The 16288-nt window shown below is 72.6% G+C and carries 16 protein-coding genes; 5 read left to right on the top strand and 11 right to left on the bottom strand.

From position 1 onward, the window contains the following. The first annotated feature begins 68 nt into the window (after positions 1-68). Positions 69-1271 carry an MFS transporter gene (locus MTP13_RS06625; RefSeq protein WP_243570284.1) on the top strand — a complete coding sequence of 401 codons (1203 nt, stop codon included), beginning with the start codon at positions 69-71 and terminating at the stop codon, positions 1269-1271. A gap of 66 nt (positions 1272-1337) precedes the next feature. Here the strand turns inward: MTP13_RS06625 and MTP13_RS06630 are convergent, their stop codons facing one another. Then, complete coding sequence (locus MTP13_RS06630; RefSeq protein WP_189084345.1) at positions 1338-1808, bottom strand: DUF3817 domain-containing protein; 471 nt, start codon at positions 1806-1808, stop codon at positions 1338-1340. 124 nt (positions 1809-1932) lie between these two features. On the opposite strand from MTP13_RS06630, the gene MTP13_RS06635 reads away from it, so the two are divergent. Continuing rightward, a complete protein-coding gene (locus MTP13_RS06635; RefSeq protein ID WP_230768378.1) occupies positions 1933-2466 on the top strand; it encodes an adenine phosphoribosyltransferase in 534 nt (177 codons plus the stop codon). 27 nt (positions 2467-2493) lie between these two features. On the opposite strand, the gene MTP13_RS06640 is transcribed toward MTP13_RS06635, so the two are convergent. After that, complete coding sequence (locus MTP13_RS06640; RefSeq protein WP_243570285.1) at positions 2494-3243, bottom strand: DUF1345 domain-containing protein; 750 nt, start codon at positions 3241-3243, stop codon at positions 2494-2496. Between the two features lie 189 nt (positions 3244-3432). Between MTP13_RS06640 and MTP13_RS06645 the strand changes: the two genes are divergently transcribed. After that, the gene (locus tag MTP13_RS06645) at positions 3433-4167 is read left to right on the top strand and encodes a flavodoxin family protein (RefSeq protein WP_243570286.1); all 735 of its coding nucleotides are present in this window, start codon (positions 3433-3435) and stop codon (positions 4165-4167) included. 47 nt (positions 4168-4214) lie between these two features. Here MTP13_RS06645 and MTP13_RS06650 read toward each other — a convergent pair whose 3' ends face one another. The 6 genes from MTP13_RS06650 to MTP13_RS06675 are packed head-to-tail and all read right to left on the bottom strand — an operon-like array spanning position 4215 to position 10877. After that, on the bottom strand, positions 4215-5342 hold the full coding sequence (locus tag MTP13_RS06650) for a zinc-binding dehydrogenase (protein WP_243570287.1): 1128 nt from the start codon (positions 5340-5342) through the stop codon (positions 4215-4217). Beyond that, positions 5339-6142 (bottom strand): phosphonatase-like hydrolase, encoded by an 804-nt coding sequence (locus MTP13_RS06655; RefSeq protein ID WP_243570288.1) that lies wholly within the window; start codon positions 6140-6142, stop codon positions 5339-5341. Before MTP13_RS06655 ends, MTP13_RS06650 begins: the two co-directional genes overlap by 4 nt. Further along, complete coding sequence (locus MTP13_RS06660; protein ID WP_243570289.1) at positions 6139-7392, bottom strand: TIGR03364 family FAD-dependent oxidoreductase; 1254 nt, start codon at positions 7390-7392, stop codon at positions 6139-6141. Before MTP13_RS06660 ends, MTP13_RS06655 begins: the two co-directional genes overlap by 4 nt. Beyond that, the gene (phnE, locus tag MTP13_RS06665; protein ID WP_243570290.1) at positions 7389-9053 is read right to left on the bottom strand and encodes a phosphonate ABC transporter, permease protein PhnE; all 1665 of its coding nucleotides are present in this window, start codon (positions 9051-9053) and stop codon (positions 7389-7391) included. Before phnE ends, MTP13_RS06660 begins: the two co-directional genes overlap by 4 nt. Next, positions 9050-9901, bottom strand: coding sequence for a phosphonate ABC transporter ATP-binding protein (phnC, locus tag MTP13_RS06670; protein ID WP_243570291.1), 852 nt, complete (start codon positions 9899-9901; stop codon positions 9050-9052). Before phnC ends, phnE begins: the two co-directional genes overlap by 4 nt. A 52-nt stretch (positions 9902-9953) precedes the next feature. Next, positions 9954-10877: a phosphate/phosphite/phosphonate ABC transporter substrate-binding protein gene (locus tag MTP13_RS06675; protein WP_243570292.1), complete on the bottom strand. Its 924-nt coding sequence runs from the start codon at positions 10875-10877 to the stop codon at positions 9954-9956. Positions 10878-11061: 184 nt separating this feature from the next. On the opposite strand from MTP13_RS06675, the gene MTP13_RS06680 reads away from it, so the two are divergent. After that, a complete protein-coding gene (locus MTP13_RS06680; protein ID WP_243570293.1) occupies positions 11062-11811 on the top strand; it encodes a GntR family transcriptional regulator in 750 nt (249 codons plus the stop codon). 212 nt (positions 11812-12023) lie between these two features. Beyond that, positions 12024-13619 carry an ABC transporter substrate-binding protein gene (locus tag MTP13_RS18190; protein WP_279399767.1) on the top strand — a complete coding sequence of 532 codons (1596 nt, stop codon included), beginning with the start codon at positions 12024-12026 and terminating at the stop codon, positions 13617-13619. Here the strand turns inward: MTP13_RS18190 and MTP13_RS06700 are convergent. The 3 genes from MTP13_RS06700 to MTP13_RS06710 form a co-directional block, all read right to left on the bottom strand. Then, positions 13616-14752, bottom strand: a complete 1137-nt coding sequence (locus MTP13_RS06700) for a C45 family autoproteolytic acyltransferase/hydrolase (RefSeq protein WP_243570294.1) — start codon at positions 14750-14752, stop codon at positions 13616-13618. The two genes, MTP13_RS18190 and MTP13_RS06700, sit on opposite strands and share 4 nt — an antisense overlap. 66 nt (positions 14753-14818) lie before the next feature. Beyond that, entirely contained in the window at positions 14819-15736 is a 918-nt protein-coding gene (locus MTP13_RS06705) for an EamA family transporter (RefSeq protein WP_243570295.1), read from the bottom strand. A 289-nt stretch (positions 15737-16025) separates the two neighbouring features. Continuing rightward, the gene (locus MTP13_RS06710; RefSeq protein WP_243570296.1) at positions 16026-16286 is read right to left on the bottom strand and encodes a hypothetical protein; all 261 of its coding nucleotides are present in this window, start codon (positions 16284-16286) and stop codon (positions 16026-16028) included. Between the last annotated feature and the right edge of the window lie 2 nt (positions 16287-16288).

A 16288-nucleotide genomic window follows, 5' to 3' on the forward strand; every position in this document is an offset into this window, starting at 1 on the left:
GTCGCGGCGCACGCGCGGAGCCCCGCCCCGGTGCCGACGAGCGACACGCTCCCTCTTGGGTATCCGCAATGACCATGTCTTCGTCGGCGCGCGCCACCCCGGCGCCGCCGTTTCCCTGGCTCGGGCTCCTCACCCTGGCCACCGCCGTCTTCCTGTCCATCACGATCGAGATGATCCCGACCGGGCTCCTGCCCGACATGAGCCGCGAGCTCGGCGTCGGCGAGCCCGCGATCGGCGTGCTCGTCACCGTGTTCGCCGGCACCGTGGTCATCGCCGCCGTGCCGCTCTCGGCGCTCACCCGCCGTGTGCCGCGCCGCACGCTCATCGTGATCACCCTCGGCATCCTCGCCCTGAGCTGCGTGCTCACCGCCCTCGCACCGAACTACCCGACCGTCGTCGCGACCCGTGTGCTCGGCGGCGCGGCGCACGCCGTGTTCTGGTCGGTCGTCGGCGCCTACGCCGGCCACCTCGTGCCGAAGGAGCAGCTCGCCCGGGCCGTCTCCATCAGCGTCGCCGGCGGCTCGCTCGCCTTCGTGCTCGGCGTGCCGCTCAGCACCGCGCTCGGCCAGGCGTTCGGCTGGCGGCTCGCCTTCGCCGTCGTGGGCGGCGCCGCGCTCGTCGGCGCGCTGCTCGTGCTGCGCTTCCTGCCGCCGGTGGCGCACCACGCCGCTCGCGCCGACGCCGAGCCGCTCAGCCTGCGCCGCGACCCCACCTTCGTGCCGGTGCTCGTGGTCTGCCTCATCACGATGGTGACGATGGTCGGCGCGTACACCTTCTACACCTTCGTCGCTCCCTTCATCACCGAGGTGATGGGCCTGCCCGCGAGCGCCATCAGCCCGATGCTGCTCGCCTACGGCATCGCCGGGGCGGTCGGTCTCCTGCTCGCCGGCACGGTGCTCGGCCGGCGGCCGACCGTGGGCCTCGTCATCGCGCTCGTCGCGACGGGCATCGGCGTCGCGGGCCTCGCCGCCTTCGCCCAGTCGCCGGTCGTCGGCATTGCATCGTTCCTGCTCTGGGGCACGGCGTTCGGGGCCCTGCCGCCGATGCTGAACACCAGGCTGCTGCACTCGGCGTCCGCGCGCATCCGCGACGCGGCCGCGTCGTTCTACACGACCGCGTTCAACCTCGGCATCGGCGGCGGCGCGCTGCTCGGCTCGGTGCTCTACGGCGCGATCGGGCTCCCGGGGCTGCCGTGGGTGTTCGTCGCGCTGCTCGTCTGCTCGACGGCCGCGCTCGTCTGGACGGCGCTCGTCAACCGACTGCGCCGCTGACGAGAGCACGGTCCGGCGAGCACGGCCCGGCGCGCACCGGCCCGGCGCGCACCGGCCCGGCTCCGGCTAGCTCTGCCAGCCCCCGGGCGGGCCGAGCACGAGCAGGCCGCCGAAGATCGCGGCGATCGCGACGACCGCGACCGAGACGAGCAGCACCGGGCGGGCGAGGAACCAGCGCAGCACGCGGTTCCACCATGCGCCGTCGGCCGGGTGCTCGGTGGCCTCCCGCCGCCACTCGCCCTCGAGGCGTCCGCTGCGCACGAGGTGCAGTTCGAACGGGATGGTCGCGTACGGGACGATCGCGGTGAGCACGGCGAACGCGATGCGGCCGACGCTCCAGCGCTGGTTCACGCCGACGAGGATCGAGCTCGCCGCGTAGGCGAGGAAGACGAAACCGTGGATCGAGCCGCCGACGAGCACGGCCCATTCCACGCCGGCGGCGTACTTCAGGATCATGGCGACGATGAGGATCGTCCAGGTGACAGCCTCGGCGAAGGCGAGGCCGCGGAAGAGCCGCTTGGGGCTGAGCGTGGTCATAGGCGGGGGACTCCAGCGATCGGGATGCTTCCATCGTCGCCGATCGGGCGCGCCGAGGCATCCGTCGAAGGTTGGAACGTCAGGGCCGTTCTGGCGTGCGCCCGCGGCGGGCTAGCCTGTCACGGTGAACGAGTCCGAAACCCGTGCCCTCGTCGAGTCGCGCCTCGCGCTCATCCCCGACTTCCCGGAGCCGGGCGTGCTGTTCCGCGACCTCACGCCAGTCTTCGCCGACGGCGAGGCGTTCCACGCGCTCGCCGAGGCCCTGACGGCGCCGTTCGCCGGGCGCTTCGACGTGCTCGCCGGGGTCGAGGCGCGGGGCTTCCTGCTCGCGGCGGCCGCCTCCGTGGCGGCCGGCGTCGGCGTGCTGCCGATCCGCAAGGCGGGCAAGCTGCCGCGTGCGGTGCTCCGCGAGGAGTACTCGCTCGAGTACGGCACGGCCGCGCTCGAGGTGCACGAGGGCGAGCTGCCGCCCGGCACGCGCGTGCTGATCGTCGACGACGTGCTCGCGACGGGCGGCACGGTCGCCGCCGCCGCGCGCCTCGTCGAGCGGGCCGGATGGCACGTGGCCGGCGTGTCCGTCGCGATCGAGCTCGCCGAGTTGCACGGCCGCGACGCCCTGCCCGCCGGGCTCGAGGCGTACAGCCTGCTGAGCTACTGAACGGCGCGCGCACGGCGACGCGCGGCGCTACTTCAGGAGATCGGGGTCGATCTGGATGCCCGTGATCGTGTTGATCGCGAGCACCAGGATCAGCGCGTTGAAGAAGAAGCTGAGCGAGGTGTGCCAGATCACGGTCCAGCGCATGCGGGTCGTCGTGACCTGCACGTCGGACACCGAGAAGTTCGTCGCGTTCGTGAAGGCGAAGTAGACGAAGTCGATGAGCTCCGGCTCCGGGGTCTTCGGGAACTCGAGCGGCCGGATCCCGGCCGCCCGGTGGTAGCGCGAGTAGTAGATCCGTGCCCAGCCCCAGTGGAACAGCCCCCAGGCCACGAGCATCGCCCAGACGGCGAACAGCTCGATGAATCCGCTCCACTCGGGGTCGTTCCGCAGCACGATGAGCTGGATCGCGGCGACGATGCCGACCGTGCTCGACGAGAACGTGAGCAGGCTCGCGGCGATGCGCATGGCGGGGTGGGCGAGGAAGCGACGCGTCCCGTCCCGCCCGGTCATGCCCGGCATCCGGACCGCGAGGTTCAGCGCGACGATCGTGACCACGAGGTAGAAGGTGCCGACGAGGCACCAGCCGACGAGGTCCTCGATGTCGTCGCCGAGGATGAAGGCGACGCCGAGCCAGACGAGCGGGATCTGGATCGCGAGCCCGAGCGACTCCGCGACCATCGCCCACACGTCGGCGCGGTGCGTGGCCGCGCTCGCGGAACGCGTCGCCGCGCTCGTCGACGGCTTCGCGCTCGTCGACCGCTTCGCGCTCGTCGACACGATGGGCTCCTTCCCCGGGCGAGCGGCGGGTCGCCGCGGCATCCCGCCGTCTGCTCGTAGCCTGCCGCAGCGCGGGCGCGAGCGCCAGCATCGGGCGCGAGGGATGCCTCGGGGCGGCCCCTCGCCCGCGGCGCGTCGACGTCGTCAACCCCCTCGCCGCCCGGTGCCCGCGCACGTAGCCTCGCCCGCATGAGCGAGCTTCCCGATTTCTCCGACCTCCGCGCGCTGTACGTGAACTGCACGCTGAAGCGCAGCCCCGAGCGCAGCAACACGCAGGGACTGATGGACGCGAGCATCGCGCTCATGCGCGAGCACGGCGTGCACGTCGACCTCCTGCGCTTCGTCGACCTGGACGTCGCCACGGGCGTGTACCCGGACATGCGGGAGCACGGCTGGGCCACGGACGCCTGGCCGGACGAGGTGTGGCCGCTCGTCGAGGCCGCCGACATCCTCGTGATCGGCGGACCCATCTGGCTCGGCGACAACTCCTCGGTGACGAAGCGGCTGATCGAGCGGCTCTACGCCATGAGCGGCGAGCGCAACGAGCGCGGCCAGTACGTCTCCTACGGCAAGGTCGGCGGGGCGATCATCACCGGCAACGAGGACGGCATCAAGCACTGCGCCATGGACGTGCTGTACAGCCTGCAGCACATCGGCTTCGCCATCCCGCCCGGCGCCGACGCGGGCTGGGTCGGCGAGGCGGGCCCCGGGCCGAGCTACCTCGATCCGGGATCCGGCGGCCTCGAGAACGATTTCACCAACCGGAACACGACGTTCCTCAGCTACAACCTGCTGCACCTCGCGCGCCTGCTGAAGGACGCGGGCGGTTTCCCCCTCGGCGGCAACTCGATCGCCGAGTGGGAGGAGGGCCAGCACTCCGGCTTCGAGCCGAACCCGTACGGCGCCAACCCCGAGTACCGCTGAGCGCGGTCAGTGCGGGCGGCCGGAGCGGGTGGGCAGGGGCAGCGCGCTCAGTGCGCGTGCGGGTCGACGGCGACGCGCACGTGCGTGCCGGCCGCGGCCGCGACGAGCGCCTCGTCGAGCGCGTCGAGCGGGAAGCGCGCGCCGACCAGCTGTTCCGCGGCGAACGGCCCGGGCGTCGCCGCGAGGAAGTCGATCGCGCCCTGCAGGTGCGTCGGCGCGTAGTTGTGCACCCCGCGCACGGTGAGCAGGCGCCGCACCAGCCGCTCGGGGTCGAGCTCCACCGACGGCCCCGGTGAGACGCTGCCGACGAGCACGACCGTGCCGCCCACGTCGCTCGTCTCGAGCAGGGCGCGCACCGAGGCGGCGGCGCCGGATGCCTCGACCGAGAGCACCGGGGCGCCCCGCCCGTGCCCGGCGAGCTGGCCCGCGAGGGCGCCGCCGCTCGGGTCCAGCACGGCTCGCGCACCGAATCGGCGCGCAGTCTCCCGGCGGGCGACGTCGGGGTCGACGACCGTGACGGTCGCGCCCGCCGCGCTCGCGATCGCGGTGACGGCCAGGCCGATCATGCCGGCGCCCGCCACGAGCACCTCGGCGCCGTCGAGCGGGGCGCCGCCCCCGGCATCCAGCGCGGCGACCGCCGTCGCGGTCGAACAGGAGGCGGGCGCCGCGAGCTCGGCCGGCATCGTCTCGGGGACGCGCACGATGCCGGTGCCGCGGAGCAGGTGCACGTGCGTCGCGAAGCCCCCCGAGAGCTCCCAGCCGCGCTCGAGCCGCTCGTGCCCGTACTTGCGCAGCTCGTGGCACTTCTGCGGAAGCCCGCGCAGGCAGCGTTCGCACGCCCCGCAGCTCGCCGTGACGGTCCACACCACCCGGTCGCCGAGCGCGAGCACCGCGCCGTCGACGGAGGAGGCCCCGCCAGGGCCGAGGGCGACGACACGGCCGACCTGCTCATGCCCGAGCACACCGGGCGCGGGCTGCCTGCGGTGACCGAGCACCGTGTGCACGTCGGAGCCGCAGACCGTCGCGAGCTCGACCTCGACGAGCGCCTCGCCGGGCCGCAGTTCGACGCCCGGCACCGCGATCGACTCGTGCGAGCGACCCGGCTCGTGCCACACCATCGCCGCCGGCGACGGGGTCACGAGCACCGCTCCGGCCGAGGTGCGCGCGGGACTCACGCCGACGCGCCGGGGTCGACCTCGAGGCGCTCCGCGTCGAGGCCGAGCAGTGCGGGCAGCTCGGCCACCGAGGCGAGCACCTCGTCGGCCCCCGCCTCCTCGAGTGCTGCGCGGTCGTGGGCGCCGGTGAGCACCCCGACGACGAGCCCGGCGCCCGCGTTCACGCCGGAGAGCATGTCGCTGCGGGTGTCGCCGACCACGGCCATCGCGTCGACCGAGCTCGTGCCGGTGCGCAGCAGTGCGGTGAGCGGCAGGTCGGGGTGCGGGCGGCCGCGCCCGGCGTCGGCCGGGGCGAGCACGAGGTCGGCGAGCCCGGTCCAACCGAGCGCGGCGAGCAGGGCGTCGCGCGTCGCCGAGGAGAACCCGGTGGTCAGGACGACGGATGCCCCGGCTTCGCGCAGCGCGCGGATCGCGGCCTCCGCCCCGGGGATCGCCGCGACGCCGACCTCGTCGATGAGCTCGGCGTAGGCGCGCTCGAACTCCTCGTTGGCGCGCTGGGCGACGGCCTCGTCGCCGGTGAGCACCCGGAACACCTCGATCTTCGACTGGCCCATGGTGTCGCGCACGTACTGCAGCGCGGCCTCCCGCTGCTCGCCCTCCGGGGCGAAGCCGGCGCGTTCGGCCGCGAGGGCGAAGGCGCGCTCGACGAGTCCGTCGTCGCGGACGGTCGTGCCGGCGAGGTCGAGCACGACGAGCTCGATCTCGTGGGCGTCCTCGAGCTCGGCGAGGTCCTCGTCCTCGCGGTCCTCGGGGGAGGCGAGCTCGGGCTCGGCCAGTCCGGTTGCGGTGTCGATGGTCATCTCGTGCCTTCCTGCTGGTGCCGCGTGCGCGGCGTCTGGGTCTGCGTCCCGGCCGGCGTCCGGGGTGCGGCGTCGGCGAAGCCGGCGACGACGTGCTCGGCGAGGCCGAGGCCGGTCGTCATCCCGATGCCCGTCGTCGCGGCGGCGAGGTGCACGCCGGGACGGGCCTCGAGGTCGAGGAACTCGTCGCGGCCGCTCGCGTACACGCCCTGCCAGCGCTCGAGCACCCGGGGAGTCGCGCCGAACAGCGCTTGGAACTCCTCGAGCAGCGCGTCGGCGGCGGCCTCCGGCTGGAACGGGGTCACCGCCGTGCCGCGGTAGTGCGTATCCCCGACGATGAGGCTGCCGTCGGGCAGCTGCGTGTACATCTGGTTGAGGTCGAGCGCGGCGAGGTCCGGGCGTTCGCCGTGCAGGCGCTCGCGAAGTGCGTCGACCGCGGGCGTCGCCGCGAAGCCCGAGTAGCGCAGCAGCGACCAGCCGGTGAGCAACGGCGCATCGAGCGGCCGGGGGAGCTCCGCCGAGACGCGGAGCATGTCGAGGCCGCAGCGGACGATGCCGAGGTCCTCGGCGACCTCGGGGAAGAGCTGGTCGACGTCATGGTTCGTCGCGACGACGATCCGCTCCGCCGCCACCTCGCCCCGGCTCGTCACGACCCGGCCGGGCTCGACGGCGCCGACGGCGGTGCGGAAGCGGAACTCGACGCCCCGCTCGCGCAGGTGCGCCGTGATCGCGGCGAGCGCCTGCCGGGGGTTCGCCTGCAGATCGAGGGGCAGCATCGCGCCGCCGACCGCGGAGCCCGCGGGGATCGGCAGCCGGGCGGCGATCTCGGCGGCGTCCAGGAGCTCCACCTCGGCGCGCCCGCTCGGGAGCTCCGGTGCGTCGCTCGCGCCGGCCCTGGCGGCCGCGAGCTCCTCCAGCACGGCGAGCTCGTCCGCGGCGCGGGCGACGACGAGCGTGCCCGACTCGCGCAGCCACACCCGGGCGTCGCGGGCCAGCCGCAGCCAGAGCTCGCGCGCGGCGAGGCCGTGACGGCGGGCGACGCCGGTCTGCGGGGTCACGCAGAGGTGGCCGAAGTTGCGGATCGAGGCGCCGTTCGCCTCGGCCCCGCGTTCGACGACGAGGACGCGCAGGCCCCGGCGGAGGCCGGCGTACGCCGCGCCGAGCCCGATCACGCCGCCGCCGACGACGACGAGGTCGTAGTGCCCGACGCTCAGCCCGACGTTCAACCCGGTGCTCAGCTCCGCGCTCATCGGAACACCCGCCGCATCCACATCGCGAGGCCCTCGACGGCGAGCACCGTCACGAGGATCATCAGCACGATCGCCGTCACGACGCCGTAGTTGGAGCCCTGACCGGCGTTCAGCAGGTAGTAGCCGATACCGCCGCCGCCGACGATGCCGAGAATCGTCGCCGCGCGGATGTTCGTGTCGAGCAGGTAGAAGCTGTGCCCGATGATCGCGGGCGCGCCCTGCGGCAGCGTGGCGGCGGCGTAGCGCTGGAAACGACTCGCCCCGGTCGCGGTGATGGCCCGCTCCGGCCCGCCCTTCACCTCTTCGAGCGAGTCGGCGATGAGCTTGCCGGCGAGCCCGATGCCGCCGAAGGCGAGCGCGAGAGTTCCCGCCTGCGCGCCGAGGCCGGTGATGACGATGAGCACGATCGCGAGGATCACCTCGGGCACCCCGCGGATGCCGACGAGGAGGAATCGCGCGCCCGCCCGGGTGCCGCGGTTCGGTGCGACGTTTCGGGCCGCGAGGGAGCCGATCACGATCGAGGCGAGCAGTGTCAGCACGGCCGCCGCGAGGGCGATGGCGATCGTCTCGAGCATCGCACCCGACATCCGCGTCCAGTCGTAGGCGCCGAAGCTCGGCGGCCAGAACTGCGCCGCGACCGGCGGGATCTTCGCCCACACCGTGACGAGGTCGCCCCACTGGATGTTGCAGACCGCGATCGCACCGATGAGGAGGGCCGCCGTCACCCAGCCCCAGACCGTCGTGCGCACGCGGGCACCGGTCCACGGGCGGCGGACCGCGGCCTCGGCGGTCGTCGCGGCGAGCGGCCCGCCACTCGCCCGGCCGCCGTGCAGCATGGCCCGTCGCACCGCGCTCGAGATGAGCTCCATGAGCACGCAGAGGGCGAACATGACGATCGCGATGCCGAGCCCGAGCGAGTAGTTCAGCGACTTGAAGGCGTGCGACATCTCGAGGCCGAGGCCGGCGACGCCGACGTAGCCGAGCACGACCGATCCGCGCAGGTTGATGTCGTTGCGGTGCAGCACCGTCGCCACCCAACTCGGCAGCACCTGCGGCAGGATGCCGCTCGTGAACTCCTGCAGCTTCGAGCCGCCGGCGGCCCTGATGGCCCGACGCGGGCCTTCGTCGATCTGCTCGATGGCGTCGGCGAAGAGCTTCGAGATCATCCCGATCGAGTGGATGCCGATCGCGAGGATGCCGGGCAGCGAGCCGAGCGAGAACAGCAGCACGAACACCATGGCGAGCACGACGTCGGGCAGCGCGCGGGTGAAGACCGTGATGAAGCGGGCGGCCGCGCGCCATCCGGGCCCCGGCGTCGTGTTCGACGCCGCGAGATAGGCGATCGGAACCGAGCAGATCGCGGCGAACAGGGTGCCCGTCACGACGATGCCGAGGGTGAGCGCGGTGAGCTGGACGAGTTCGAGCGGCTCGGGGAAGCGGATCGTGCCGACGCGAGTGAAGAAGCGCTCGGCGTTCGACCAGCTCTCGAGCATCGACGGCAGCGAGATGCCGAGCGAGTTCAGGGCGAAGAGCGAGGCCACGACGAGGGCGACGAGGGTGAGGGCTGCTGCGATCCGCTCCGGCGAGCGGCGGTGCGCGGGGGCGCGCTCGGCGACGGAGCCGGAGGCGGAAGCTCCTGCGGTGGAGGCGAGGGCGGTCATCGACCGGCTCCCTCGGCGAGCGGCTCGGCGCGGTCCGGGCGGGCCTCGGCCGAGGCATCCGCGAGCTCCGTCTCGATCGCCTCGAGCTCGGCCGTGGCCGTCGCGACCCGGCCGTAGATCTCCATGACCTCGGCCTTGCCGAGGCCCTCGGTGGGGGTGTCGAGCACGAGCCGCCCTCCGCGCAGGCCGACGATGCGGTCGCCCCAGGCGAGCGCGAGGTCGACCTGATGCAGGCTGCAGACGACGGTGAGCCCGGCGTCCATCGCGATCTCGCGGATGAGGGCCATGACCTGCTCGCTGGACTCGGGGTCGAGCGAGGCGACGGGCTCGTCCGCGAGGAGGATCTCCGGCTCCTGCATGAGCGCACGGGCGATCGCCACGCGCTGCTGCTGCCCGCCGGAGAGGGTGTCGGCGCGCTGGTAGGCGCGGTCGAGCAGGCCGACCCGGTCGAGGTGGCCGAGCGCGGCGAGCTTCAGGCGCTTCGGGTAGCTCCACAGGCCGAGGCGCGGGCCGCGGAGGCGGGCGAGCGAGCCGGTGAGCACGTTCTCCAGCACCGTGAGCGAGGGGACGAGCTCGAACTGCTGGAACACGAAGCCGACCCGGCCGCGCAGGGCGCGGAGGCGCCGGCCGCGCAGGCGCGGCACCTCCTCGCCCAGCACGCGCACCGAACCGGACGTCGGCGTCTCCAGCCCGTCGAGGTGACGGAGCAGGGTCGACTTGCCCGAGCCCGAGAGCCCGAGGAGCACGACGATCTCGCCGCGGTCGATCGTGGCCTCGACGCCGTGCAGGGCGAGCGTGCGGTCGAAGCGCTTGTCGAGGTCGCGCACCTCGATGAGTGGGCTGGGCATGTCGGCTCGTTCCGGTTCGGTGGCGTGCATTCGGGTGGTCAGGCCGCGGGGATCAGCCCTGGCACTGCTCCGCGTTGGTCTTCTTGCAGATGTCGCGGATGGTGTCGTAGTACGCGTCGTCGACGGGCTTGGTCTCGAAGAAGACCGAGCGGAAGCCGTCGGAGTCGGCGCTCTTCACGCCCGAGGCGATGATGTCGTCGATCGTCACCTCGCCGAGCAGCTCGGTGATCTGCGTCTTCAGCTCGGCCGGGAGCGAGTTCGAGACGACGATCGGGGCGCCGGGGACCATGGTCTCCGCGACGACCTTGACCTGGTCGCTCTTCGCGACCTCGCTGTCCTCGGCGAAGCCCGCCTCGCACTCGACGCCCTCGCCGACCTTGCTGACGCTGACGTCGTGCTTGCCGGCGAACACCGGGGTGATGTCCTGCTCGGGGTCGACGCCGGCCTCGAGGAGGTTGTACGTCGGGAAGAGGTAGCCGGAGGTCGACGACGGGTCGACGAAGCAGACCTTCTTGCCGGCGAAGCCCGCGAGGTCGGTGATGCCGCTGCTCGCGGGCACGATGGCCTGCGAGTAATAGCCCGGCTCCTGGCCCTCGGCCGTGACGATCGAGGAGATCGGGGTGAGCTCGGCGCCGTTGTTCGTGGCGGTCACGTAGGTGAAGCCGGAGAACGAGGCGACGTCGATCTTGCCGGCGACCGCAGCCTCGATGAGCGCCGCGTAGTCGGTCGACTCGTGGTACTCGACGGTCTTGCCGGTCTCCTGGGCGAGGTAGTCCAGGAGCGGCTGGTAATTGGTCTCGGTGTCGACCGAGTCGGGCACGACGCCGAACACGAGGGTGTTCGCGTCGACGGCGAAGCCGGCCGCGTCGTCGCCGGACTCGCCGGCGGAGGCCGTGCCCGAACAGGCCGAGAGACCGATGGCGAGGGCGGCGGCGCCGAGGAGCGCGAACGCGGAGGTCGTGGTGCGGGTGATCATGACGGCCTTTCAGGCAGGGGTGCGGATGCTGGCGACGGCAACGCTGCCAGCTCACCCGAAAGATGTATACCGATCTCAGCGTGCATTCACGAGGTGTTCACTCTTCTTGCCCCGAAGGTGAACCGCGGGTGTCCAGAAGCCCTCTGGCGTTTCGCTTCGCGCCGGCCGGAAGTAGTCTTCCTACGTGACGTCGACGGTGTACAAGGAGATCGCCCAGGAACTGCGGCAGCGGATCGCGAGCGGGCAGCTCTCGCCCGGCGACGAGGTGCCGACCGAGGCCGAGCTCGCCGAGCAGTGGCACACCTCGCGCGGGCCGGTTCGCAATGCGCTCGCCGAGCTCCGGCACGAGGGGCTCATCGAGACGAGCCGCGGGCGGCCGGCGCGGGTCATCGAGCGCAAGGCGCACCAGGCGGTCGACGTCTCGATTCCGTTCACCCGCTGGGCCCGGGAGCTCGGCGCCGAGCCCGGGGCGGTCACTCAGGAGGTCTCGCTCCGTCGGGCCGACGAGGAGCAGGCGCTCCTGCTCGGGGTGGAACCGGGCGAGCTCGTCGTGCACGTGCTGCGCCTGCGGCGGCTCGACGGTCGACCGGCGATGCTCGAGCGGCTCAGCTACGTCGAGGCCGCCGGGCGCATCCTGTTCGGCATCGATCTCGACGCCGTGTCGATCACCGAGGTGCTCGCCGAGCACGGCTTCGGTTCGAGCGACGTCGACCACGAGATCGACGCCGTCGCGGCCGACGAGCTCGATGCGGCGCTGCTCGAGCTGCCGCTCGGCTCGCCGGTGCTGCGGCTCCGACGCATCTCCCGGGATGCCGAGGGGCGGGTGTTCGAGGCATCCGACGACCGCTACCGCAGCGACCTCGTGCGGTTCACCGTGGCCGCGTCCGGGCGCGCGCCGCGCGGCGAGCACTACCTGCGGCCGATCGGCGGCTGAGGCGTAGCGCGCACTACGATCGTGAGCCGCTCGACCGAGCCTGCCGCTTCGGCATCGCCCGTTTCAGAGCGGAAACACGGTGAATGCAAGCATGTAGTAGCTTGCATGCATTAGCATGGCGTGCTACATTCGCGACATCCGCAGGCGCCGGTGGCTGGGGAATCTCTTCGAGTGGATCACTGCCGCGGCGCCCGACCGCACCAGGAGATCTCATGCGAAGAAGACTCGGTTCCCCCCTGCTCGTCGGCGCCGTCGCCGTCGGGCTGACCCTCACCGCGTGCGCATCGGGCGCGTCCGACGAGCCGGCCCCCGATCTCGAGGCACGCCTCGTGGTCGCCGAACCGGCGCAGCCGCCGAACCTCGATCCGATGGTCTCCACCGCGACGGCGACGTCCTCCGTCGCGGTCAACGTCTTCGAGACGCTGCTCACGACCGACGAGAACCTCGAGATCCAGCCGATGCTCGCGGAGCGCTTCGAGGTGAGCGACGACGGGGCGAGCTACACCTTCCACCTTCGGGACGGGGTGAAGTTCCACGACGGCACCTCGCTGGACTCGGCCGACGTCGTCGCCTCGATGGAGCGCTGGAGCCGGCTCTCCGGCCCCGGCCAGAGCTACTTCACCGGCGCGAGCTGGACCGCCGTCGACGAGCTCACCGTGCGCCTCGACCTCGAGACGCCGAGCTTCGGCGTGCCCCTGGCGCTGTCCGGCCACCCGGCAGCTGATCTCGGCGGTCCCGGTGCCGGATCCCGTCGAGCAGCGTGCCCGACGAGCCGCGCTCGCGGCGAGCGGCGATCGGATCGCCGAGGAAGCCGGGTGACGATCCGCTACGGTGAATCAATCTCGAAGGGGGAGGAACCCGTGTCAGCATCCGCCGAGGATCCGACGCTCGGACAGCGGCTCGCGGCGTCCCCCGCTCGTGCGGGTTCCGCGGAACGACGCATCCTGGACCACATCGCGGCCAGGCCGGGGGAGGTGCTCTTCGCCTCGGCGAGTGAGATCGGCCATGCCACGGGCACGAGCGACGCGAGCGTCATCCGCACGGTGCAGCGGCTCGGCTACCCGGGGCTGAAGGACTTCAAGACCGCGCTGCGGGCCTCGCTCGACCAGGGCACGATCTCCGCGGCGATGCGCGAGAGCGACGGAGGTGCGGTGCGGACGAGCGAGCCGCGCCGACGGGTCGCGACGCCCGACGTGTACGCCGAGCTCCGCGAGCTCATCCTCACCGGCGGCATCTCCACCGACCGCTACGTGACCGAGGTCGAGCTCGCCGCGCGCTTCGGCGTGAGCCGGACCCCCGTTCGCGAGGCGTTGCGCATCCTCGAGCAGAAGGGCCTCATCGTCCGGGATCACCGCGGCGTCCGCGCGCCGGTGCAGACCCGAGCCGAGATGAACGAGCTCTACGACGCGCACATCCTGCTCAACTCCGCGCTCGTCCGCCGCGCGTGCGAGCGGCGCACGACCGCCGACATCGAGACGATGCGCACGCTCAACCGGGTCATGCGCGAGCTGCCGCTCGAACGCGCCGGGTCGCAGGAGGCGGCGGCGGCGAACCGGCGCTTCCACGAGGCGAGCTGGGATGCCGCCCGCGACCGCACGCTCGGTGTGCTGGTGCGCCAGCTGAACGATCAACTCGACCAATGGTCGGGGACGACGCTCGACGAGCCGGGGCGCTGGCCGCAGTCGCTCGACGAGCACGATGCGGTCATCGACGCGATCGAGCAGCGGGACGCCGAGCGGGCCGAGGCGATCGTCACCGCTCACCTCGAGGCCGCTCGGCGCATCCGTCAGGCCCGGTATCCGGCCTAGGCTGCGGCTCCCCCGTAGAGGTTCCAGGGCAGGCGCTTGAAGCTGCGCTCGTTCGGCAGGCCGTCGGCGAGCAGGTAGTCGCCGGTGGTGAGGTCCACCATGGCCGCCGCGACGGTCTGCCACTGTTTGTCCCCGGGGAGGCTGGGGTCGGGGAGGGCGCACACCGAGTTCGGGGCGAAGTCCACGTTCTGGAGCGCGCGGCCGATCGCCGCCCGGGTGCCCTCCGTGTCCGCGGCGCCGCGGGCGGCGCGCAGCCCCTGCGTCACGAGCGGCACCCGGTAGAGCGAGTCGACCGCCATCGGGGTGTAGGGGCCCGCCTGGCCCGTCGGCACGTAGGCCTCGTGGTGGTTGCCGTGCACGAGCAGGCCGTCGCTCGGGTAGATCCAGGCGGTGCGCTCCGCCGGCGTCGTCTCGAGGGAGATGGCGAACCCCTCCCGGGTCGCGAGCAGGTAGTTGGCGCCGATCTGCTGGGGAGCCTGGAAGACCCGTTCCATCGCGTCGTGCAGGGTTCGGCTCTGCAGCACCTTGCGGCGGACGAACGGCTGGGGGACGCCGAATCCCTGGAAGCCGTAGCGGCCGCCGAGCCCGTTCACCTGCATCGCGATGCCCGCGGAGTTCGCGCCGTGGCGACCGACCTGGCCGGCCTCGATCTGCATGATGATGTCCGGGGTGTCGTCGTCGCTGCGGACGCGCAGCATGATGAGGGAGTCGACCGCCCCGCACAGGTAGTCCCAGTTCTGGCCGGCGTACATGTGCCCGTCGCCGGCGGCCTCCGGCAGCACGGCGTACGTCGTGCACTCGCCGGCGACGAGTTCCGAGAAGGAGCGGTCGTAGATGATCTCGCCGCGCGCATTGATCGCCATGAGCTCCAGGAACTCCCGGCCGGCCCCCTCCGCGATGCCGCGGAGCTCCTCGACGAGGTCGGCGGCGTAGGCCTCGGCCGGGGCCACCCAGGACTCGGCGGACGCGACGATCTGCTCCCACGCGACCCCCGACGAGGATTCGAATGCGCGCCGGTAGAACTCGATCGAGGCATCGATCTGAGCTGAGGCCAGCTCGCCGTACTGCCTGCCCCGCTCGCGGGGTCCTCCGCTGATGTCGATCGTGGGGATCGAGAACTCCTGCTCCGTCATCGGTGCGCTCCTCCTTGAGTGTCTGCTACGTGTAGTATACATATGCGTGCGGAGTAGTGCGCGGACTCAGATCGCGAGCAGCGCGATGCCGCCCACGACGAGCGCCGAAGCCGCGAGCCGCCAGCCCGGACGGCCCTCCCGCAGCACGATCGCACCGAACAGGCTCACGAGCACCACGCTGACCTCGCGCATGGGGGCGACGAGCGCCACCGGGGCCATCGTGACGGCGACGAGCACGAGGATGTAGGAGAGCGGCGAGAGCGCGCCGAACAGCAGGATGCGCGGCCAGTGCCGACGCGCGACCGGCAGCAGTTCGCGGCGGCGCCGGCCGAGCATCGCCGCGTAGAGCACGATCTCGCCCAGCGTGCAGCCGACCATGTATGCGACGGGCGGGACGGCCCACTCCCGCACCGCGTGCGCGTCCCACACGGTGTAGATCGCGATGGCGACGCCCGTCGCGAGGCCCCACGCGATGCCCGGATCGAGGCGGGGACGGCGGCGAGGGCTGGGAGCCACGGCTGCCGCGCGCGCCCCGGCGAGGGGCGTCGAGGTGCTCCCGCGTCCGCGGTCGAGCATTCCGATCGCCACGATGCCGGCGAGGATGACCGCGATGCCGGCGAACGCGGCCGGCGAGGGGCGTTCGCCGAGCAGGGTCACCGCGACGATCACGGTGAGCGTCGGCCCGGTGCCCCGAGCGGTCGCGTAGACCGTCGAGAGCCGGCCGCCGGCGTAGCCGCGCTGCAGCACGATCATGTAGCCGCAGTGCAACAGCGCCGAGACGCCGACGCCGAGGGCGAACTCCTCGGGCCTGGCCTCGCCGAGGCCCCCGGTGGCGGGCACGAGCGGCAGCCAGACGAGTGTCGCGGCGACGGCGCCCCACCAGAGGAAGGGGACGCCGATGCGGCTGACGCCGTGGGCGAGGATGTTCCAGGCCGCGTGGCAGACGGCGGCGGCGAGGACGAGGGCGAGCGCGGTGGGCGACATGGGGACCTTCTGCCCGTCGCGGGGCGCGACGAACCGGTCCTCCGGGCTTTTGTCCTGTCAGATGACGGCCACCGCTGGCAGTGGCCGTGGCGCCGCTCGGACCAGTCGGGCGGACCTCGCGGTCGGCCCCGGAACCCTAGGCGCTATCGCCCTCGACGCTAGCAGCCGGGGCGCGCCGCACCGGGCCGGTTCGGCGTCGCGAGCGGATCGTTCACCGGGAGTTCGCCTCGGCGAGTCCGCCCCGCCGGCGAGGCGCGTGAACGGCTGTGGCAGCGAGGGCGCCGGTCGCTCAGTCGACTCCGAAGTTGCGCCGCACGAGCATCTGCACGTCACGGTCGAGGCCGTCGATGCGGTGACCGACCGCGTCGAAGCGGGCGTCGACCGCCTCGAAGCGTGCCCGCATCTCTTCGCGCACGCCGCCGATCTCGGCGCGGAGGCCGCCGATCTCGGCGCGCAGCACGCGGACGAACCCGACCGACACGATCGTGAGCATGCCGAACATGAGGGTCGTGAACACCCCCAGCATGGTCCACACCTGCGCCTCGGTCATCT

The organism is Agromyces soli, assembly GCF_022811605.1.
GTDB lineage: Bacteria > Actinomycetota > Actinomycetes > Actinomycetales > Microbacteriaceae > Agromyces > Agromyces soli.